This is a genomic window from Sphingobacterium sp. WOUb80, from assembly GCF_050058145.1.
Classification (GTDB): domain Bacteria; phylum Bacteroidota; class Bacteroidia; order Sphingobacteriales; family Sphingobacteriaceae; genus Sphingobacterium.
This window is the reverse complement of sequence record NZ_CP165617.1, coordinates 631,413-647,136: the sequence shown is the minus strand read 5'-3', so window position 1 is coordinate 647,136 and position 15,724 is coordinate 631,413. Positions and strand designations below refer to the sequence as shown.

At 40.3% G+C, this 15,724-nt stretch carries 12 protein-coding genes; 5 read left to right on the top strand and 7 right to left on the bottom strand.

Going from position 1 to position 15,724, the window contains the following annotated elements; all coding sequences use genetic code 11:
- Window positions 1–216: 216 nt before the first annotated feature.
- Complete coding sequence (locus AB1Z56_RS02560; protein WP_313267701.1) at window positions 217–1,554, top strand: cytochrome ubiquinol oxidase subunit I; 1,338 nt, start codon at window positions 217–219, stop codon at window positions 1,552–1,554.
- Window positions 1,555–1,560: 6 nt separating this feature from the next.
- Window positions 1,561–2,637, top strand: coding sequence for a cytochrome d ubiquinol oxidase subunit II (gene cydB / locus AB1Z56_RS02555; RefSeq protein WP_426790979.1), 1,077 nt, complete (start codon window positions 1,561–1,563; stop codon window positions 2,635–2,637).
- A gap of 14 nt (window positions 2,638–2,651) precedes the next feature.
- On the opposite strand, the gene AB1Z56_RS02550 is transcribed toward cydB, so the two are convergent.
- The 5 genes from AB1Z56_RS02550 to AB1Z56_RS02530 all read right to left on the bottom strand — a co-directional run bounded on the left by AB1Z56_RS02550 (window position 2,652) and on the right by AB1Z56_RS02530 (window position 7,295).
- The gene (locus tag AB1Z56_RS02550; RefSeq protein ID WP_309361853.1) at window positions 2,652–3,275 is read right to left on the bottom strand and encodes a response regulator transcription factor; all 624 of its coding nucleotides are present in this window, start codon (window positions 3,273–3,275) and stop codon (window positions 2,652–2,654) included.
- A 12-nt stretch (window positions 3,276–3,287) separates the two neighbouring features.
- A complete protein-coding gene (locus tag AB1Z56_RS02545) occupies window positions 3,288–5,255 on the bottom strand; it encodes a sensor histidine kinase (RefSeq protein WP_309361855.1) in 1,968 nt (655 codons plus the stop codon).
- 354 nt (window positions 5,256–5,609) lie between these two features.
- On the bottom strand, window positions 5,610–6,164 hold the full coding sequence (locus tag AB1Z56_RS02540) for an NADPH-dependent FMN reductase (RefSeq protein WP_309361857.1): 555 nt from the start codon (window positions 6,162–6,164) through the stop codon (window positions 5,610–5,612).
- Entirely contained in the window at window positions 6,164–6,661 is a 498-nt protein-coding gene (locus tag AB1Z56_RS02535) for a DUF2480 family protein (RefSeq protein ID WP_426790978.1), read from the bottom strand. Before AB1Z56_RS02535 ends, AB1Z56_RS02540 begins: the two co-directional genes overlap by 1 nt.
- A 7-nt stretch (window positions 6,662–6,668) precedes the next feature.
- The gene (locus tag AB1Z56_RS02530; protein ID WP_426790977.1) at window positions 6,669–7,295 is read right to left on the bottom strand and encodes a superoxide dismutase; all 627 of its coding nucleotides are present in this window, start codon (window positions 7,293–7,295) and stop codon (window positions 6,669–6,671) included.
- A gap of 229 nt (window positions 7,296–7,524) precedes the next feature.
- On the opposite strand from AB1Z56_RS02530, the gene AB1Z56_RS02525 reads away from it, so the two are divergent.
- From AB1Z56_RS02525 to fabF, 3 genes are all read left to right on the top strand, one after another.
- Complete coding sequence (locus tag AB1Z56_RS02525; protein ID WP_313267714.1) at window positions 7,525–8,109, top strand: helix-turn-helix transcriptional regulator; 585 nt, start codon at window positions 7,525–7,527, stop codon at window positions 8,107–8,109.
- A gap of 84 nt (window positions 8,110–8,193) precedes the next feature.
- Entirely contained in the window at window positions 8,194–8,787 is a 594-nt protein-coding gene (locus AB1Z56_RS02520; protein ID WP_426790976.1) for a TetR/AcrR family transcriptional regulator, read from the top strand.
- Window positions 8,788–8,849: 62 nt separating this feature from the next.
- The gene (gene fabF / locus AB1Z56_RS02515) at window positions 8,850–10,088 is read left to right on the top strand and encodes a beta-ketoacyl-ACP synthase II (protein WP_309361867.1); all 1,239 of its coding nucleotides are present in this window, start codon (window positions 8,850–8,852) and stop codon (window positions 10,086–10,088) included.
- 740 nt (window positions 10,089–10,828) lie between these two features.
- Here the strand turns inward: fabF and AB1Z56_RS02510 are convergent.
- Together AB1Z56_RS02510 and AB1Z56_RS02505 are read right to left on the bottom strand one after the other, a co-directional pair.
- Window positions 10,829–12,337, bottom strand: coding sequence for a SusD/RagB family nutrient-binding outer membrane lipoprotein (locus AB1Z56_RS02510; RefSeq protein ID WP_426790975.1), 1,509 nt, complete (start codon window positions 12,335–12,337; stop codon window positions 10,829–10,831).
- Window positions 12,338–12,379: 42 nt separating this feature from the next.
- Window positions 12,380–15,622, bottom strand: a complete 3,243-nt coding sequence (locus AB1Z56_RS02505; protein WP_426790974.1) for a SusC/RagA family TonB-linked outer membrane protein — start codon at window positions 15,620–15,622, stop codon at window positions 12,380–12,382.
- Between the last annotated feature and the right edge of the window lie 102 nt (window positions 15,623–15,724).

Here is a 15,724-nt window from a genome sequence, read left to right as displayed (position 1 = left end):
TCTTTTCTCCCGTTCAAGACCGCCTTAAATTCGCACGAAGATAAGATAAAAAAGAGATTACAGTGATGGATTGCTTCGGTTGACTTTCATATTTTACAATCAGGACAGAAATCAGGAGAAATCCAGCTTTTTTATCAAAAAAATAAAACTTTTCATGGATATATACGCAAATAAAATGGCTATATTTAACTGTCTTTTAACCAAAACTTCGGATCCATGGAAGATATGATTCTCTATAATCGGCTTCAGTTCGCTTTTACAATTACATTCCATTATTTATTCCCCCAATTGACCATGGGTTTATCCCTCATGATCGTCTATTTCAAATGGAAATTTCTGCAAACACAGAACGAAGATTACAACCATGCGTCAAAATTTTGGATGAAAATCTTTGCGCTTAATTTCACCATGGGTGTTGTAACGGGTATTCCCATGGAGTTTCAATTTGGCACCAACTGGGCCAAGTTTTCTGAACTTACGGGTGGGATTATTGGACAGACCTTGGCCATGGAAGGCATGTTTTCCTTTTTCCTGGAATCCTCGTTTCTGGGGATGTTTCTGTTTGGAGAGAAGCTGCTCGGCCATAAACTCCATTTTTTATCCGGACTCATGGTCTTTATTGGATCTTGGGCTAGCGGCTTTCTGATTATTGCTACCCACTCCTGGATGCAGCATCCCGTTGGGTATGAAATACTCGAAAATGGCAAGTTTGTCCTCAACAACTTCAGTTCACTATTTAGCAATCCTTGGCTATGGCCCTCCTATCTCCACAATCAAGCCGCGTCGTTGGTGACCAGCTCCTTTTTCGTTGCTTCTATAGGCGCGTTTTATCTGCTCAGTGACAGGCATAGCAAATTTGGAAAGATATTCGTTAAAAGCGGTGTCATCTTTGGTGCGATCTCCTCGGTGATGCTTGCATTTCCAACGGGAGACCTTGCCGCCAAAAATGTGGTTAAATATCAGCCCGCAGCATTCGCTGGTATGGAAGGGATTTTCAAAACCGAAAAAGGTGGATCAGAGATTATTCTGATTGGCCAGCCGGACATGGAAAATAAAAAATTAGACAATAAAATAGCTGTGCCGAATGTATTAAGTTTCCTCACTTATCAGCGTTGGGATGCGGAAATTAAAGGATTAAATGAATTTGATCAGTCTTTGCATCCAACCAACGTGCCGGGGTTGTATTACAGTTATCATATTATGGTCGGTCTGGGTACGATATTTATTGGAATTATGGTTCTTGGGGCTCTTTTACTCTGGCGGAATAAGCTCTATCAAACCAAGTGGTTATTATGGATCATCATGTTTATGATCCCTTTCCCCTACATCGCCAATACCGCCGGATGGTATACGGCAGAGCTCGGACGGCAGCCCTGGCTCGTTTATAATTTAATGCGGATGGTCGACGGGGTCTCACCTACCGTATCTTCTGGCAACACCTTATTTACCTTTCTGGGTTTCGTCGGACTGTATATCCTGCTGGGACTGCTATTCTTGATGTTAGTCCTAAAAATTATTAGAAAAGGTCCTGAAACGACAGTTGCATTAACCTAATTAGCTATGGAAATATTCTGGTTTATCGTATTAACTTTCATGCTGGGAATTTATATCGTACTCGATGGGTACGATTTTGGGGCGGGAATTGTCCATCTGTTCTTCGCTAAGACCGAACAGGAAAAAAAAGCTGTAACAAATTCCATTGGACCATTTTGGGATGCCAATGAGGTATGGCTCATTGCTTCCGGAGGGGTATTATTTTTTGCTTTTCCTACACTCTACGCTTCTTCGTTCAGTGGGTTTTACCTACCGCTCATGCTTGTATTATGGCTGCTTATTTTTAGAGCGATAAGTCTCGAGCTGCGGGGCCAGGTTCACCACCGCCTTTGGGAAGCTTTATGGGACAGAGCCTTTGGACTAGCAAGCTTATTGCTCGCGCTTTTCTTTGGCGCCGCCCTCGGAAATGTCGTCCGGGGAGTCAACCTGGGTATGGTAGAAAATGGTGTATCGACGCAAGAACCACATTATTTCTTCTTAGCACTTTGGAATCCGACATTTGACCCTTTAGCCCAGCATCAAGGCATTATAGACTGGTTCACCATTATATTAGGTCTGGTTGCCGTAGTTACCTTAACAATTCACGGTGCAGGATGGGTAATCCTGAAAACATCCAGCACACTCAACGCTAGATTAAAAAATATTATTTTTAAACTCAACTTTGTCTTGCTTATTCTCGTCATGCTATCGGCCTACGTATGGCACTATGTAAAACCCATCTCCTTAAACAATCTTCAAAATCATTATTGGCTGTGGATATTTCCGCTTATCGCAACAGTCGGATTACTTGGCCAATTTTGGATCCGAACATTTAAAAGAGATGGTACTGGATTTTTATTTTCATCACTTTTTATACTAGGTAGTTTTGCGACCACTGTTGCGTCCATGTTCCCCATACTGTTACCTTCGACAAATGGCGTAAATCCTTCCTTGACTATTCAAAATGCCGCGGCACATGAATATGGTCTTTCGGTCGGTTTAGGTTGGTTTATGTTTGCAGCTATTTTGGTGGTAGTCTATTTCATCATCCAATTCAGGGTATTCAAAGGTAAACTGGATGACGTAGGTTATGGCGAACACTAAGTAATCGTTTCTTATTACAGTCCCAATAGTTTATGTTTCAGCGCAAGCTGAACAAGTTCTATCATGTTTTTTACTTTAAATTTAGTCAATAGATTGCGTCGATGTGTTTCTACGGTAACTGGACTTAAAAACAGCTGTTCAGCGATCTGATTCGTCGTAAGACCATTTGAGATCAGGATCAGAATCTCCTTTTCACGCTGTGTAAGCCGGGGAAGGCTCTTCATCGTAGAAACTGCACCAGTATATAATTCTTTTGCACGATCACAGATGGCTTCTCTGCCCTCGAGCCCCAGCTGCACACAGTCCAGAAACTCCCCGTTGGACACATCCTTTAAAATATAACCATTTCCTCCAGCCTGCATAAACTGAAAAATAAGATTGCCATCGGCCAGGTTACTTAACGCGACAATAGGAATCAAAGGGAACAGCTTCCTTACCTGTGCACAGACCTCCACTCCGCTGATATTCAAAAGCTGCATATCCATCAGCAACAGGTCAGCTTTCGTTGTATTTAGAAATTCAATCAATGATACCTCTTCCAAAAAGGGATACACCTGATACCCATCCTGATTATTGAGAAAAGAAGCAACACCTTCCAACAATAAGGGATGATCGTCTAACACTGCAATTATCTTCATGACCCCACCTATTTAAACAGTTACACCAATCTCGATTTGAGTTCCGGATCCAAGCTTACTCTGAATGTCAATTGATCCATTGATCCATTTAACCCTATTTACCATATTATTTAATCCCAATCCATAATTTAACACAGAAGAATCGAAGCCTTTGCCATTATCCTCCACGAGTATATGCAATATTTCTTCCGATTTACTTACCTGAACAATAATCGCATCTGCATTCGCATACTTTAGTGCATTTGAAATGGCTTCCTGAACAATTCGATATATGGCCAATCCTTTTTGAAAATCCACATTCAATTCTGGTTCGTAATTCTCAAACTGAATCGAAACATGACTATTTTTCATTGCCATACACAACTGCTCCAAGGCTGCTATCAATCCAAACTGACGCAATGATTCGGGCATCAGATTATGTGATATCCGCCTTACTTCGCCTAAGATATCGTTTAACTTCTGCGGCACTTCATCTGTCAAGAGTGTACTCTTTGCCACGTCGCCTGCAATCTTAAATTTTAAACCTGTCAACATACCACCTATGCTATCATGCAGATCTTGGGCAATACGCTGACGCTCCTGCTCCTCTCCCTTGAGCATAGATTCCGAAATTTGTAGTTGCTTTTCCTTTTCCAATTTGTCCAATACGATTTCGTGGTTGAGCTTTATCTGTGTATTGAGCTTCCGTTGTTTTCGATAGAAAAAAGTAACAAAAAGCACAATAAAGAAAAGCAAAACGGCAATACCCAAAACTAGAAAAATCCGAAATTGGTTACGGTCCTTTTCTGCGCGCAGATTCAGAATCTCTTTTTCTTTTTCAACGGTCTTATATTTTGCCTCCATCTCGTTCATTTTTTCCAACAATTGGACCTTCTGAATACTGTCGGATAGTGTATTTGCCTTATTGGACATCTTCAGTGCTTCCTGATAATTACCCATCAGCTCATTTACGGCCGCCAGTTGACTGTACACAATTTTACTGTTGTAAAGATCTCGCGTTAATAATCCATTTTTCACGATTTCCTCCAACTGCAGTTTAGCATCAGCATATTTTTTTTGCAGGAGATACACATTAAACTTTCTGAACCGCATCATCTGGAATAATTTCCAATTGTTCATTTTCACCGACCAATCCAAACCGATATCCAACAGGCGAAGGGCTTCATCAGTCTGTTGCTTTGTGGTAAAATAAAGCGCTTCATTGTAATAGTAATTGGGTAATTGGGAAGAATTTGGATAATCTTTCAAAAGCTGTTTGACTTTGTCCAATAGTACTCTTGCTTCTTTGGATTTCACCTGATAGCAATAATTGCTGACGGTGTTGAGATAAGCCACAACAAGTGCAGCACTCGGCGGTTGCTGCTCGAGCTGCTTTATGGCCAATTGATGGTATTCATCAGCTTTTGCAAGCTGATTGGACGACATAAACGTCATGCCGATCATCGTATTTATACTACCTTCCATGATGGGGTCATGTGCTTTTGCATAAGGTAAGCACTTCCCGTTAAGGATATCCAGAAAATCAGCAAATCCTTTTTTGGGGAATCGAATCAAGCCTAAATTATACCAAGCTTTGGCCAAAAGACCCTGCTGAAAAGGCTCTTGCGCATTTCCAAGGAGGTCTACACATCGTTGAGCTTCAACTCCAGCATTTTTACTATCCAGAAATTGCCCATAATAAAAGCTTTTGTAGAGTGCGCCCATAGCCTGTAAGCTCCGGAACGGTTTGGCTAAACGCTCCCCCTCCCGCATATGATCCCAAAATTTGGCCGTATCTCTAAATCTATAGTAATCTGCCAAATAAAAACATTGCATTGCTTTCACGCTGTCATCCGAACTCGACAGCAATAACTTTTCTGCGTCAGATCGATATTTATTTTCATCCAATGGCAGAAAACTCTGTGCAGCTACAGCATGTACAGTAAAGTATACTATAAAAAAGGCAATTATCTTCGTTAACTCTTTCAACTGAAACATCATTAATCCAATATCTTAATCATTTAAACAATTAAACTAAATGGGGACTTTTCAGCCAATGGTTTCATAATATGTAACAAGAAAGTCTGATAGTGGTTCAAGACTTCTCTCTATGTCTAAATTTGCGATCGATTAGGCTTCGTCAAAGTCGACAATAGAAAATATAGGTCGGAAAACCGCATAGTCAAATGGCGGGTCCAAAAAACAAAGATATATCTCCGCGATGAATTGCTAAAGACATTCTTCTACTTTTTTGAAATTAATTACCAATATAGGGTTCGACTAATCGATTTCAATATAGACTAAAACCTCTCCCGTTGATAAAAAAGCCTCTCGAGCTATCGAGAGGCTTTTTTATCAACGATATTCGCTGCTCTTTTTCGTGGCAATATCAATCAGCAAGTCCAGCTTGCATTGGTAAGTCGAAGACAACACATTTGGATTATCGGGCTCAAAAAGCGTCGATTTCATAATGGGCACGCTAAAAGGCAATGTCCAGGCGCGGAGCGACTTCGCGATAGCATCCATTGCATTAATGCCCTGTAGTGCATGTACACCATCGGCCCAACAAACCAGTCCGATATGTTTATCCGTCAGGTAAGCCGGTTTATTTTTAGCACTGACTTCAAGCCAATCCAAACAATTTTTCATGACACCGGGGACACTTCCATGATAAAGCGGAGATAACCAAAAATGTATATCTGCTTCTAGAAACAGGTTATTCATAATCTTGACGGCATTGGGTACCCGATTGAGACTCAAATCAAATAAGGGTATTCCGCTATCGGCCAGATTAAAAATCGTATTTCCAACACCTCGTTGGTTCAGTTGGTCGGAAAAATACTGTGACAATTTTCCCGATGTAGATTCTTGCCTTCTTTCCAAGGCGCCATTGAATATTAATGCTTTCATTATACTTTCCCTTTTTTAAAAATAACTTTTGGCATACCCACCTCACCATACATCAATGTCTGCACAATAGGAATCAAACGTTCCGTAGCCAACATATAAAGTGACGCCGGAATATTCGGACGGGCCCGTATAACAACTTTTTGTTGCTGAAAATGCGACAAATCCATCGCTTGCAAAGCCTGCATCCAAAGGTCTATTTCCAAATCCTCCATCGCCTTAAAATCGTAATACGCTGCAACAGGATGAAGTTTTTCCGCCAGGGCCATATAGACCCAAGGCGGGATAATTGCGTCCACAGAACAGCTAATGGCAACCGCCTTATTTCGAAAAGCTGACCAGTCCAACGCCGCCAAAGCTTCTCTAAATTCCTTTTCTCTGACGATAGCCTCTTGATAAAGTAATACTTTGATATCAAAGCTTTCGATCGTCAGATTGGTCTTAAAATCGATCAGATCTAAGGCCAATATGCCCGTGTTTTCAACTTTATTTATAAACATGTCGTCTTTACACCAAACTAGCGATTACCGCCTCATATTTTTGTTCCACAACAGACCAATCCAAAAGTGACCAAAATGCATCTAGATAATCGGCCCTTTTATTCTGATATTTCAAATAGTAAGCATGCTCCCAAACATCGATCCCCAAAATAGGGAAACCTCTGCTGGTCAATTGGATATCCATCAACGGATTATCCTGATTTGGAGTTGCTGCTACATCCAACGCACCGGAGTGCTTCACATAAAGCCAGGACCAGCCCGAACCAAATTGCCCAAGTCCTGCATTTTTGATCTGGGCCTTGAGCTGATCCAAAGAACCGAAGGCTGCGTTTATTTCGTCCGCTAATTTTCCTGTGGGTACCGTTTTTGGATTCGGCGATAAAATTTCCCAAAATAGTGTGTGGTTAAAGTGACCGCCGGCATTATTGCGGACCGCTGGGCTATATTTACTTACACTTGTTAGTATATCCAATAGCCCGTCAGCTTCGCTTTCCGTTCCTTCCAAGGCCTTATTTAGATTGTCAACATAAGCTTGATGATGCTTCTGATGATGAATCGTCATAGTCTCGCCATCAAAATAGGGTTCAAGCGCCGCATAGGCATATGGTAACTGGGGTAATTGAAATTTTTGCATAGTTTTATTGTTTTTATGATAAGTCAAAACTAGAGAATCCATTTTAATAAAACAACTAAACAGTTGTTTTATTAAAGTCATAAAACTAATCCAAAAAGACTAAACTGTTGTTCAAAACACATTTTAGAACAAAAAATAAAAACACTACCTTTGTTGATAGTCTATAAAACAACTTTTTTATTGCCAAATGCAGAAGAGTCCAGCTGATCGAATATTAATGTTATTAAAAATGCGCCGAGAAGCCACTGCAGCCGTAATTGCAACAGAGTTGGCGATAACAAAAGAAGGCGCCCGTAAACATTTATTGAACCTTGCGAATCAAAACCTGATCGTCTCCAATGCCCGGAGCGAAGGTATAGGCCGTCCTTCGACTTACTACAGTCTGTCACCGCAGGGCATGGCAAAATTCCCAGATAGTCACGCCGACATTACAGTACAATTGTTGCAGTCGATTAAACAAGTGCTTGGCGAGAATGCATTGGATCTACTTATTAGTGATCGGGAATCTAAAGTATATCAGAAATATACTGACGCACTATCGGATATTGAATCCATCGAAAAAAAACTTGAAGTTATAGCCGCCAAAAGAACAGAGGAAGGCTATATGGCTGAATGGAGGAAAGAAGCTGACGATTATCTTCTCATTGAAAATCATTGCCCCATATGTGCAGCAGCGACCGAATGTCAGGGATTTTGCCGTTCAGAATTAAATAATTTCCAGCAACTTATCGGTCCGGCATATCGTATCTGTAGAACAGAATACATCATCGAAAATGCACCACGCTGTACCTATCGCATCTCCAAGGCAAAATAAATCCAATTTCTAAGGCATTCCTGCATAAATTATTAATATACCAAAAAGTATTTTTTATATTTGCATTTAAAGAACAGGAATAACATGTCAAAAGCAGAACAGACACGGCAATATATCATTGAAAAGACCGCGCCCATCTTTAATAAAAAAGGCTACTTTGCAACTTCGCTCTCGGACATCACGACAGCGACAGGCTTAACCAAAGGAAGTATTTATGGTAATTTCAAAGACAAAGATGACCTAGCTACTCATGTCTATACCTATCAGAGCAAAAAAATAGCCGAAGCCGTTAATCAGCAAATTATACAGCAAAAAACAGCGCTAAAGAAGCTCTTGTCTTTTTTAGATTTCTACAAGGAAAATTTCAAAAACATTGCAGCTTCAGGAGGATGTCCCATGATGAATGCGGCCGTAGAGGCGGATGATTCGCTATCTTTTCTAACGCCCAAAGTCAAACGTTCCTTTGACTTATGGAGACAACGGTTAATTCTAATACTTGAAGAAGGAGTCGCCAGCGGCGAATTTAAACAGCATATTTCTGCTGAAAATTATGCCATTACGTTTATGGCTATGATCGAAGGCGGAATCCTCCTTTCCAAGATTTCCGGCCGAGGAAAAGATCTTGCCATTGTATTGGATAAAATGAAGGAAATGGTGGATCGGGAGATCAAGGCTTAATTTTTTTTACAAAAACAAATACCAATTGGTATATTTATAGGTTTATATTAAAATAAAAAGAGATGAAAAGAGTTGTAATAACTGGCATGGGAACAATTAACCCGCTGGGAGAAAACATAGACATATTTTGGGATAACATTTTACGGGGCGAAAACCACACAACGATGATTAGCCGTTTTGATGCCTCGCTGTTTCGAACACAGATTGCAAGTGAAATTAAGCACTTTCAACCCGAAAAATACCTAGATAGAAATGAGATTAAACGAAGTGATCGCTTTACGCAATATGCTTTATACAGTGCAGCGCAGGCGATGGAAGATTCAGGACTAGATCTCGATGCCATGGATCCGTTTGATATCGGTGTGATCTGGGGTGTTGGTCAGGGTGGAATGGAAACTTTCGAAAATGAAGTAGAGGCGTATGTAACTGGAGACTATAAACCGAGATTCAGCCCTTTCTTTGTACCTAGACTCATCGTCAATATGGCTTCAGGCATGATTTCAATGAAGTATGGCTTAAAAGGAATTAATTACACCACCGTATCGGCTTGCGCCACATCCAATACGGCCTTTATGGACGCTTTTAATTACATTAGGCTTGGCAAAGCCAAAGTTTTTATTAGCGGCGGTTCCGAAGCCCCTATCACACCGGCATCAGTTGGCGGCTTTTCTGCTATGAAAGCCATGTCGAGCCGGCATGATAGTCCACAGACTGCGAGCAGACCATTTGACCGCGATCGTGACGGTTTTGTCATGGGTGAAGGAGCCGGCGCACTCATCCTGGAAGAATATGAACATGCAAAGCAAAGAGGCGCAAAAATTTATGCAGAGCTTGTTGGGGCTTCAATGACCGCAGATGCTTACCATATGACCTCGCCCGATCCCGAAGGAATAGCGGCAGCCAAAGCCATGTCATTGGCCCTGGAGGAAGCAAAAATCAATACCAGCCAGCTCGACTATTTAAATCTACACGCGACTTCCACACCAGTTGGAGATATCGCCGAACTTAACGCTGTGCAACGGGCTTTTGGAAACCCAAATAATCTATGGGTCAGCTCCACCAAATCAATGACAGGACATTTACTTGGGGCGGCTGGCGCTATCGAAGCAATCATTGCCATAAAATCCATTAACAATAATGTAATTCCCGCAACTATTAATATCGAAAATATCGATCCTGATATTCCCGAAGGAATTCAGATTGTCGTCAATCAGCCGCTTGAAAAAACAGTTCAGACCGCAATGAGCAATGCCTTTGGCTTCGGTGGGCACAATTCGAGTATCGTCTTCAAAAAGATTTAATTTTTTTTGAAATAATTCTTGACAAAGTGTAATAAACACACTATCTTTGTACTATCATAATTTAGGTTTATAATTGGTTATTTAAGGTTTTCATTCTCCCCGTTTGAAAACCTTTTTTTTGCCTATTTTTTTCGTCCAATGTTATTTGCATATCTGCTTTTTTGAATCACTGCCCTTGTTCATTCCCGAAGTACTTTAACCCTATTTTTGGAAGTAGACAGGTAGACAATCAATCCCACATTTATTTAGATGCGCTTAATTTCGCTTCCTTGCGCTATGAGAACAGCAAGCTGGAGAGCATATTCCCTGGAATAAGGGATACCACCTTTTTTAACCATTACACGATCACCTGCTTATAAATAATTAAGATAAACATTAGAGCAGATACATATCTGTACCAACGTATGGTTAATCACAATTTTCAATCAATATTTAGACAGTTATTCATCACTGGTTATTCAGTCTACACTGAGCAATCACTGAACAAGCACTGAACGATCACTGAACGATCACTGAACAAGCACTGAATAAGCACTGTCAAAATGCAGAATGTGATCACCATTTGTCCCCGCTTTGCTACACCTAAAAATTAAAAGAGAAATTTGATTGACGAGTAGAATTTACGAACGATATTCCGGAACAGGCGCCCAAGCAACAGGTTTAAGATAGCATGAATATTTACACAAAAAAACAGCGAGACAACCGAAGCCGCCTCGCTGCATAAAAATAAACATATGAAACTAAAATTTTCCTGTTCGCTTATCCCACCACATTTGTTCACCCCAGACATTGTCAACTACGTTTGCCGCCGCAACATCAGTATTCGCTTTGTTATATAAATATTCATTGTTCGGGTAAGGCAATCGCCAAGGCTGATCATTGTGCTTCTTCCCAAATATAGAATTCAACGAAGGATAATTTGTTGTTGGAACTCCAGTTCTACGGTATAAGCTCCAAGCTTCAAAATTTTCTTTAAACAGCGCGACCCACATATCCCACCAAATACGCTCTTTTGTATTATTCCACTTTCCAGCTCCTGCTAAATAGGCGTTTGTAGCTTCCGTAGAAATTCCATTGTCAGCCATAGATAAATTTACAGCTTTTTCATAGGCCATCTGTGCAGATACACCTACGTTATACCCTAGCATTGCAGCCTCAGCCAAAATATAGTACGTTTCACAGGCTTTAAAAAATGGTGTTGCACCAGCTGCATTGGTTATATAACGATCACCTATCCAAGAAACAGAAGTTAGACTCGAAGGACCTTGTTTTGCTCCATTAGGATAACCTCGATACTCACCGTCATTTGCTTTTAAAGCCACCGCAGCAATCCGAGGATCCTTCGTATCAATTAAATGGTCGATAAAAATATCAGACAGTGCCCAGTTATTTCTTCTATTCCCTATCATCCCGGAATTATACCAAGGTTCATAATATGGTGGAGCTCCGGGGTAAGATAGCTGACAACTTTCACTATTGTCGTCTATAACTGGATACGTATCTGGTTTACCTGCAATTTCTTCTATAGTCGATTTAGCCAAATCAGGCGCTACTCCAGAAATGCGCATGGCTATGCGAAGCCTCAAGGAATTACAGAACTTACGCCATTTCAACATCTCCAAGTCTAGATCTTTTTTACTTGGATTATAATAAATTGCATCTGCTCCATCCAATTCATCAGTTCCATAGCCTTTTGCCATCTCATCAGCGATCTCTTTTAAACTTTTCAATATAGCAGGATAAATATCTTCTTGTTTATCATACTTTGCTCTTAAAACCCCACCTTGCTCTTCAGTTCCCTGAAACGTCTCCGTAAAAGGTACATTTCTCCACCCGTCCGTTAAATAGGACCACATATAATTTTGCCAGATCCGCGCAATAAAGCGAACATTTTTATAGCCTGCGGCAGTCTTTTCGGTATAATCCAACATATCTTTTAGCTGCGTATTATTATAGTAACACGCATACCAACGATTGCCATAAGTATTATTTGTAGGCACCAATCCGGACATAAAATCCATGTATTGAATTTTAACAATATAGCCTGCAAACGTACCATAACCATCAACATCCCCCCCAAACTGCTCGCCCGTATTGCGGAGCACATTAACCAGCGTATTGTTTGGTGGACTATAAGGCAATGCATCTGGGTTAGTATTTATATCTTCGAAATTCTTAGTACATCCCGATAATAACAGAAGTGATAGCGCCGAAGCTGCTAATCCTGTTTTCTTAATAATCTTATTCATACTCATTGTATTTGTTAAGAATATAAAATTCTTGAAATCTAATTAAAAAGTAATACCTAGTTTCAATCCTATACTGCGTGAACTTGGAACTGACGCTTGCTCAAAACCGACACCTCTACTATCACTCGATACACCACTGGTTTCTGGGTCAATACGCATTGTATTGGATTTATCCACCCACAATAATGCTAGATTGGAGCCTATCAATGACACATTCGCACGTTTGATTCCCTTAATTTTACCATAAACATGTTGCGGAATTGTATAAGTAATATATCCTTCGCGTAATTTCAAGAAAGATCCATCAAATACATACATTTCCGCTATCCCTCCTGATTCATACCAGTCTTGAGTATTTACGGCAATAGTATTTTCTACCCAGCCTCCTTTCCCATCTGGCATCGCAAATCGCTCATTTTTCATCACATCTTTTCCTGCAACAATAGCACGCTCACGCACGCCATTTTCAGCAGTGATAGCAGCAATCCCCGAACCATAAGCGTGACTCATGGTTTGCGACCAAATGTCTCCACCTTTTCTAAAGTCTAGCATGAAACCTACAGTAAAGTCTTTATACTTAAATTCGTTTCTAAGACTCATCATATAGTTAGGTGTGACATGGCCAATAACTTGAGTAGATTTTGTATTATCAACAAATCCTTCTTCAGTCACTTTGATAGCACCTTTCATTGGACCATCCTCAACACGATTATATCCAGGGCCAACTAATGCTCCCCATGATTCCCCTACTTTAGCCATATTGGCAATTCCCCATGTCCAACCAATTTGATAGGTATCCAGATTTAATTGAGGGTACAATTCTAAAATCTTATTTTTATCTTTAGCAAAATTGAACGATGCCGTCCAATTTACACCTGTCTCACTTTTTAAGATATCACCACGTAACTGAATTTCCACCCCTTTACTTTCAATATTCCCTGCATTCAGGACCATACTGCTAAATCCGACAACATTTGAGGTCGTAACCGGCAGAATCTGTTTTTTCGCATTTTTGTGATAATAAGTAAAGTCAGCGTGTAAGCGGTCCTTAAAAAAACCAAGTTCGGTACCAACCTCCCAAGTCCGTATACTTTCTGGTTCCAAATTAGGACTCGGATAAGTCATACTTTTATAGATTTGGGCAACCCCATTAAAAGAACTATTCTGTGCGTAGTAATATCGTTTATTTCTGAATGCAGTGGTTGCATTACCAATTTCAGCTAAGTTGAAGCGCAATTTCCAAAAGGAAAGCACATCACCTTTTAGACCTTCAAAAGTCGTTGTAGGGAGCCAACTTAGGTTGAAAGATGGATAGAAAAAGGACTTCGTTATTGTGGACGACCAATCATTTCTTGCTGTCACATCTACATATACCTGGTCTTTCCAACCTAATGAAACCAATCCATAGATAGAATTTGAACGAATATGACTATGATCCATTAGATTGATAGCATCCCCCACTCGATTAGAAATCGTATAAACCCCGGGCACCGTTAAGGCGTCTGCGCCAACTGTACTATTTTCATTCTGTGCATCTCTATAATTCGCTCCAGCGCTTGCAAGTAAATTAAAATCACCAAGTTGTTTATTGAACGTAGCGATAAAATCTAAATTCAACTCTGTATTATTGGTTTTAAGATCTCGGAAACTACCATTCGGATTATCATAATTGAAATAATTTGACTGGAACATCTTCGCATTGTAATAATCCAATCCTACGCGTCCTTCAAATTTTAAGAACGTATAGGGTTGGTAATATAAAGACGACTTTCCAAAAACGCGATTTTTATTCAATGAATTTGTTGTCTTGTTCATTGTAAAATACGGATTCACATGATAAGACGAATTCCAATTGTAATAGGTGTAGTTTCCGGTCTCCGGATCTCTTTGATCCCAATTATCTTTTAAACTTTGCATATTGACCTGCCGACCAAACCAAATAAATCCATTGATCGGATTGGCTCCATCATACCCTTGCATGATCAAATTATCGCTTTGTGTTCTCGAATAATTAGCCATCACATCATAGGATATTTTATCCGATAATTGATAAAAATTATTGAGCTGCATGGAGTATCTAGTCTGATCCGTGTTAGGTACAGTTCCAATTTGATTTCTATAAGATAATGCCGCTCTGGTAGAAGACTTATCTCCTTTAGATATTAAGGAGAGATTATGATTCTGCGAATGTCCTAATTGAAAAAAATCTCGCACGTTGTTTTTATGTGAAATCCAAGGTGTGGCTTGTCTAACCCCATTTACCACAGGGCTATCAAATTGCCTCAGGTTCAGGCCAATATCCAAACGAGGTCCCCACGATTCATCAAAACCATCATTTACACCATCATCTGATTCACCCGTACCATCGACATAATTAAAAGATTTTTGTTCCGCATACTGCTGATAAGTCAATCCTTTTCCATTCAGATTATAATGATACTCGTCTCCTCGTGATCCCTGCCCATATAAGTTTTGGAATTTTGGCAAGGTTGCCACCTGATCAACGGTAAAGTTTCCGTCGTAGGCCAAACTCACTCCGTTTTTTGCCTTTTTACCAGATTTTGTCGTGATTTCAATAACTCCTCTTCCTGCACGCATACCATATAATGCCGCTGAACCTCCTTTTAAGATACGAACATCTTCGATATCTTCTGGGTTGATATCATTTAAACCAGATCCATAGTCAACTCCACCATAGGTATTGTCTCCCGAACGTTGCGCATTATTGGTAATTGGAACTCCATCGACAACAATCAGCGGCTGTTGATCTGCCTGCAGAGAAGAGTTTCCTCTTAAAGAAATCCGCGCAGATGCCCCTACAGCTCCACCGAATTGATTGACTTGAACCCCCGCAACTTTCCCCGATAAAGAACTCGTTACACTCAATTGCCCAGCATCGGTCAAGTCTTTGGCTTTTACCTCTTGAATTGCGTATCCTAACGATTTTTTATCCCTGGTAATTCCCATCGCTGTGACGATAACCTCATCCAAATTCCGTTCGTCAGATTGTAAGGTAACTTGCAGTGTAGTTTGATTGGTTAAGTTCACTTCCTTACGACCATAACCAATTGCCGACACACTTAAAGTACCTGCTTGCTTATAGTTAATCGTAAAGTCACCGTTTTGTCCAGTCTGTGTTGCTGTTCCATCCCGAAGCGTGATTGTAACTCCGGGGATAGGTTTCCCGTCTTGGTCGACCACCTTCCCCTTTAAAACTGTTTGCGCATATACTGCCGAGCTTACCAAGACAGTAGCGGCTAGCATAGCAATGCTTTTTCTGTTCATAAGTTTAGTTTCAGATGTGTTAGTTTATAGTGCTTTTTATAACAACTAAGTTAGAAGTACCAACCTTTTATTGTTAACCGAATTTTGACAAGTATTGCCCAG

Excerpts from the sequence above, each read along its gene's own strand:
- cydB (WP_426790979.1), top strand. The coding sequence starts at position 1,561 with ATGGAAATATTCTGGTTTATCGTATTAACTTTCATGCTGGGAATTTAT.
- AB1Z56_RS02505 (WP_426790974.1), bottom strand. The coding sequence starts at position 15,622 with ATGAACAGAAAAAGCATTGCTATGCTAGCCGCTACTGTCTTGGTAAGC.
- AB1Z56_RS02535 (WP_426790978.1), bottom strand. The coding sequence starts at position 6,661 with ATGTTTATAAATAAAGTTGAAAACACGGGCATATTGGCCTTAGATCTG.
- AB1Z56_RS02510 (WP_426790975.1), bottom strand. The coding sequence starts at position 12,337 with ATGAATAAGATTATTAAGAAAACAGGATTAGCAGCTTCGGCGCTATCA.
- AB1Z56_RS02530 (WP_426790977.1), bottom strand. The coding sequence starts at position 7,295 with ATGCAAAAATTTCAATTACCCCAGTTACCATATGCCTATGCGGCGCTT.
- AB1Z56_RS02560 (WP_313267701.1), top strand. The coding sequence starts at position 217 with ATGGAAGATATGATTCTCTATAATCGGCTTCAGTTCGCTTTTACAATT.
- AB1Z56_RS02520 (WP_426790976.1), top strand. The coding sequence starts at position 8,194 with ATGTCAAAAGCAGAACAGACACGGCAATATATCATTGAAAAGACCGCG.
- AB1Z56_RS02550 (WP_309361853.1), bottom strand. The coding sequence starts at position 3,275 with ATGAAGATAATTGCAGTGTTAGACGATCATCCCTTATTGTTGGAAGGT.
- AB1Z56_RS02525 (WP_313267714.1), top strand. The coding sequence starts at position 7,525 with ATGCGCCGAGAAGCCACTGCAGCCGTAATTGCAACAGAGTTGGCGATA.
- AB1Z56_RS02545 (WP_309361855.1), bottom strand. The coding sequence starts at position 5,255 with ATGATGTTTCAGTTGAAAGAGTTAACGAAGATAATTGCCTTTTTTATA.
- fabF (WP_309361867.1), top strand. The coding sequence starts at position 8,850 with ATGAAAAGAGTTGTAATAACTGGCATGGGAACAATTAACCCGCTGGGA.
- AB1Z56_RS02540 (WP_309361857.1), bottom strand. The coding sequence starts at position 6,164 with ATGAAAGCATTAATATTCAATGGCGCCTTGGAAAGAAGGCAAGAATCT.